Genomic DNA, 4,521 nt, shown 5'->3' with positions numbered 1-4,521 from the left:
CGCCGCTCTTTCTTTTTCCATATCTTTCTGTGGCATTTGTAAGTTATTCATTTTTTTTATTGTCACAATCAATCATTGCATATAATTATATCATAATAAGTGTAGATAATGATTTAGGATTGCTATATAGGTAAAAATCCACTCGCTCAAGGCGTGTTCCGGTATTTTAGGCTTAGCTAACTGCTGTCCCAAAAAAGCATACAACCGCAAGCAAGGAGTCATCGCCGCTACAGTCAAACCTACACCGCTTCCCCAGGCTGTCGCTAATAAAAAATCCGTGTAGCGCCTGGTAGCGATTCCCGGTTTTGCCTCTGACAAGTTTACACCCCATTTCGCTTCATATCCTTGATGCAAGCCAAGTTCTTCTAAAACACCGCTACCGAGATTGTGGAGGATTTCAAATCCCTCCCAGTCTGGTGCTTTGGCCGCAGCAATGCTGTAAGCACGAGCGAAGGCTCTCAGAAAAAATGCGTCTTGTGCAACGTAATATGCAAAACTATTTTGGGCTAGGCTACCGTCAGCAATGCCTCTGACAAACGGATGTTGGAGACAAGCTTCGCTTAAGTCTTGATTTGCTTGCCAAAGATCATTGGAATTTGTCATACAATTTTGAATCTATGGGTGATTATTGTAAATTTTTTAGTCCGACCAAACATCTATGATAACAGATATTTTCGCTTGGCTGGTGTCAGTTTTATACTGCCTTGAATTTTTCCTATTTAATAAATTATATAAATGTTGGTACGCTGATATTTTGTGGGCTATCTTTGTCGGGATAGAAGAGCGAAATTACGTGCAGAAGCTTTTCCTAGAAGCCGCCAGTGCCTTCGGCAAAAAATAGACTCTTGATTTGACAATTGAAAATACGATCTACCAAAAACTGCGATGAACCATACACCTAAGTATTCCTTGATAATTCCCATCTATAACGAAGAAGAAAACCTCCCTGAATTGTATAGACGAATTAGCGGGGTGATGGAGCACCTCGACGGCCCAGTAGAATTAATTTTAATCAATGATGGCAGCCGCGATCGCTCTTTGGAACTTTTGCGAGAATTGCACGAACAAGACTCGCGAATTTGTTACCTCAGTTTAGCCCGCAATTTCGGCCACCAAATAGCTGTAACTGCTGGCTTAAACTTTTCTAGTGGTCAAGTTGTCGTCATCATGGACGGCGATTTGCAAGACCCCCCAGAGCTAATTCTAGATATGGTAGAACAGTGGCGGATCGGGTATCAAGTTGTTTACGCCCAGCGCACTCAACGCCGTCAAGAAAGTTGGTTTAAGCGGTTGCCAGCTTATATGTATTATCGTATTTTGCGGAATCTTGCTGATGTTGATATTCCCATAGATACGGGCGATTTTTGTTTAATGGATAGGTGCGTAGTGAATGTGCTCAATGCTATGCCCGAACGCAATCGCTACATTCGGGGACTACGGGCTTGGATTGGTTTCAAACAAACTGCGGTTAAGTTTGAACGTGATCCGCGTTTTGCTGGCGAGGTTAAGTATACCTTTAGCAAATCTTTTGCTTTGGCGATGAACGGTTTAGTTTCTTTTTCAAAAGTTCCTTTGCAACTGTCGATTTATTTGGGTTTATTTTCGGCTTTGGTGTCTGTTTTAATGGCTTTTCTGGTTTTGTACTGGCGTCTTTTCTCTCCGGGTTCGGGATTAAGTGGTTTGACAATTATAATTATGGCGGTTTTCTTTTTGGGTGCGGTGCAGTTGGTCAGTATTGGGATTTTGGGCCAGTATATTGGGCGGATTTATGAGGAGGTGAAGGGCAGGCCGCTTTATACGCTGGGAGAAGTTGCTGGTTTTGCCGATCGCCAAAAATCACCAAAATAATACCAATCCCCAAAAATGTTGCTACAATTTATAATCTTATACCAATCATTAAAACTCGTAGATTTCCAGAAGAACAAGGCAATGCGGTATCCCGACAGATCGCATAAAACAATCTATATGTAGCACTATATTTCAGAATTAGTATAATATTAGCAAACAACTGTTAACTAATCTTGCCTAAATTATCTAAATCATGAGATAATTTAAGAGATTAAAATCTCCTCAATACTCATGTTCAAGCTTTACGAATATGCCCCATCGGGTAATTGCTATAAAGTTCGCTTGCTCTTAACGCAGCTCAATCTTGCGATCGATCGCACGCCAATTAATATTCTCCAAAAAGAAAGTCGCACACCCGAATTTCTGGTCAAAAACCCTAACGGGCGGATTCCGGTTTTAGAGATTGCACCGGGTAAGTTGCTCTTTGAATCGAATGCGATTATGTTTTACTTGAGTGAAGGAACTGAGTTTTTCCCCAGCGATAAATTTGAACGTGCTTTAGTGATGCAGTGGTTGTTTTTTGAACAGTACAGCCATGAACCTTTTATTGCAACTTCTCGTTTTTGGTATTTGACAGGGAAAGCTGAGCAATATCAAGCAGCATTGCAACAAAAACAAGCACCGGGTTATGCTGCTTTGGGGGTGATGGAACAGCATTTAGAACAGAATGACTTTTTTGTGGGCGATCGCTATTCTATCGCTGACATAGGTTTATTTGCTTACACTCACGTTGCTGGGGAAGGCGGATTTGACTTGACGCGGTTTCCGGAAATTCAATCTTGGATCGAGCGAATCAAGTATCAGCCTCGATATATTAGCATTACAGATTAAGATTGCAGTCGGCTGTATTCTGGCATTACAAGCAGTGGTGTGAAGATAGCATCTTGAAAAAGATCGTGACACAGTTACATGACCGAGTTATATGGAATAGTGCGCTAAAAACTCAAAAAAAACCACGGTAAAAAAGAAAACAGGCTGCGATGAAAAATGACTATATCATGTAATACGCTTGGGTTAGTGTTTTTTTCTCCGAAGATAGGAACGTTAGCGAAGCGATATTTTAGATTGTATATGGCGATCGATGACCCGACGGGGAGAAGGGGATTCCGGGAGAGGATTGGATGATTTGTGATGGTCATCAAGATATACAATTTAAATGTACAACACCTGACCGGATCTTAGATCAAAGAATGGAATAATTGGGAAGTGAGAATCTGTACAGAAGCTTTTCTGGTGCGATTAATCGGATTTGATATGAGACAAACAATCAATAAATGTGAATGAAAACACGAATTTTAGGATTAGATCCGGGCTTGGCAAATCTAGGCTACGGCGCGATTTCTTGTCATATCATCCCAGGTAAACAAGACCAAAATAGCGTTTCCCTGATTGATTGTGGCGTGATTAAAACAACGCCAAAGCAGGAAATGGGACAGCGCCTAAAAACAATTTACGAAGATTTGCACACGGTAATAGACGAGGTAAAACCAGATTTGGCAATTGCCGAAAAACTGTTTTTTTACAAAATGGGAAATACCATACTTGTAGCTCAAGCACGAGGCGTTTTGACGCTAGTATTGGCTCAGTGCGGAGTGCCGCTGTTTGAGTTTACGCCTGCTCAAATTAAGCAAGCTTTGACCGGCCGCGGCAATGCTGATAAATCGGAAGTGCAAGAGGCTGTGGCGCGGGAGTTGGAGTTGGGTTATATTCCGAAACCTGATGATGCGGCGGATGCTTTGGCGGTGGCTTTGACTGGTTGGTACGATGATGATATTTGTCCGAAAAAAATACAGTTGGAAACTGGAAAAATTTGATTTCAGGGCTGCCAAATAAATACAATTCCAGGTATGCTAGAAAGTATTGCTATAGTTATTGATTATATATAAATTATCTGTAATTTGCATAACTCCCCGCCGGACACGGGAATGCCGTTTGCCTACCTATGAATTATGTGTAATTTGCATAACTCCCCGCCGGACACGGGAATGCCGTTTCCCTACCTATGAGATCCGCTAATTTCTATGTAGCAATTCCCTCGCGACAATATTCAGTTTTCACATATTGTCTCATCACTGGCGATAAACTGAACAGCGCCTGATGATCCTGTTCTTCTTTTTCAATCAATGCTCGATTTCCCAAAGATAGCAGCGCATTGCATAAATTGTCGGGCGATAATTGCACCTTCTCTATAATTTGAGAAATAGAAACAGGCTCGATTTCATTCGCGATGCAGCACATTACCTGTTTCTCTAATTCTGATAAGCGATCGCACTGCTGCTGCAATCTTGCTTTCAATTCGTCTCCCAAGAATAGCGTATTATATTTCAAGAATTCGGCAACTCGCCCGCTAAATAATTCTTGAATCATGGCTGCAACTATTTTTAACCAGAAGGGATTGCCTCGATAAATGTTAATCAGAGTTTCCCATTTCTCCGGTTCGAGTAAACCTTTTTCTCTGAGTATTTCGCCCGCTGCTGCACCTAAACCGTCGAGTGGTAAGGTGCGAACGCGGGCATTTTCTCTGTTTAATGCGACAATTTCTAATTTCTGGGTGCATCTCACTTTGGCAAATACATCAAATTGAAAGTTGACCGTTGAGATAAGCACAGCGAAGAGAAAGGATAGAGGGAACGCTCTCAATATTCCATTGCGCTCCTGATATTTTCACCCTGA

The 4,521-nt window shown here is 41.7% G+C and carries 5 protein-coding genes; 3 read left to right on the top strand and 2 right to left on the bottom strand.

Going from position 1 to position 4,521, the window contains the following annotated elements; translation table 11 throughout:
* Nucleotides 1–90: 90 nt before the first annotated feature.
* Complete coding sequence (locus tag K4039_RS26420; RefSeq protein WP_375339839.1) at nt 91–603, bottom strand: TenA family protein; 513 nt, start codon at nt 601–603, stop codon at nt 91–93.
* Nucleotides 604–885: 282 nt separating this feature from the next.
* Here K4039_RS26420 and K4039_RS26415 point away from each other — a divergent pair, with 282 nt between their 5' ends.
* The 3 genes from K4039_RS26415 (at nt 886) to ruvC (ending at nt 3,662) form a co-directional block, all read left to right on the top strand.
* Nucleotides 886–1,848, top strand: a complete 963-nt coding sequence (locus K4039_RS26415; protein ID WP_265239469.1) for a glycosyltransferase family 2 protein — start codon at nt 886–888, stop codon at nt 1,846–1,848.
* A gap of 231 nt (nt 1,849–2,079) precedes the next feature.
* The gene (locus tag K4039_RS26410; protein WP_265239468.1) at nt 2,080–2,679 is read left to right on the top strand and encodes a glutathione S-transferase family protein; all 600 of its coding nucleotides are present in this window, start codon (nt 2,080–2,082) and stop codon (nt 2,677–2,679) included.
* A gap of 449 nt (nt 2,680–3,128) precedes the next feature.
* Entirely contained in the window at nt 3,129–3,662 is a 534-nt protein-coding gene (ruvC, locus tag K4039_RS26405; protein WP_265239467.1) for a crossover junction endodeoxyribonuclease RuvC, read from the top strand.
* A 205-nt stretch (nt 3,663–3,867) separates the two neighbouring features.
* On the opposite strand, the gene K4039_RS26400 is transcribed toward ruvC, so the two are convergent.
* Entirely contained in the window at nt 3,868–4,410 is a 543-nt protein-coding gene (locus tag K4039_RS26400; RefSeq protein ID WP_265239466.1) for a hypothetical protein, read from the bottom strand.
* Between the last annotated feature and the right edge of the window lie 111 nt (nt 4,411–4,521).

This window comes from Lyngbya sp. CCAP 1446/10 (assembly GCF_026130175.1).
In the GTDB taxonomy this organism is placed as follows: domain Bacteria; phylum Cyanobacteriota; class Cyanobacteriia; order Cyanobacteriales; family Microcoleaceae; genus Microcoleus.
This window is presented reverse-complemented; position numbering and strand designations above follow the sequence as displayed.

Coding starts and splice junctions, on each gene's coding strand:
- K4039_RS26420 (WP_375339839.1), bottom strand. CDS start 603: ATGACAAATTCCAATGATCTTTGGCAAGCAAATCAAGACTTAAGCGAA.
- K4039_RS26415 (WP_265239469.1), top strand. CDS start 886: ATGAACCATACACCTAAGTATTCCTTGATAATTCCCATCTATAACGAA.
- K4039_RS26410 (WP_265239468.1), top strand. CDS start 2,080: ATGTTCAAGCTTTACGAATATGCCCCATCGGGTAATTGCTATAAAGTT.
- ruvC (WP_265239467.1), top strand. CDS start 3,129: ATGAAAACACGAATTTTAGGATTAGATCCGGGCTTGGCAAATCTAGGC.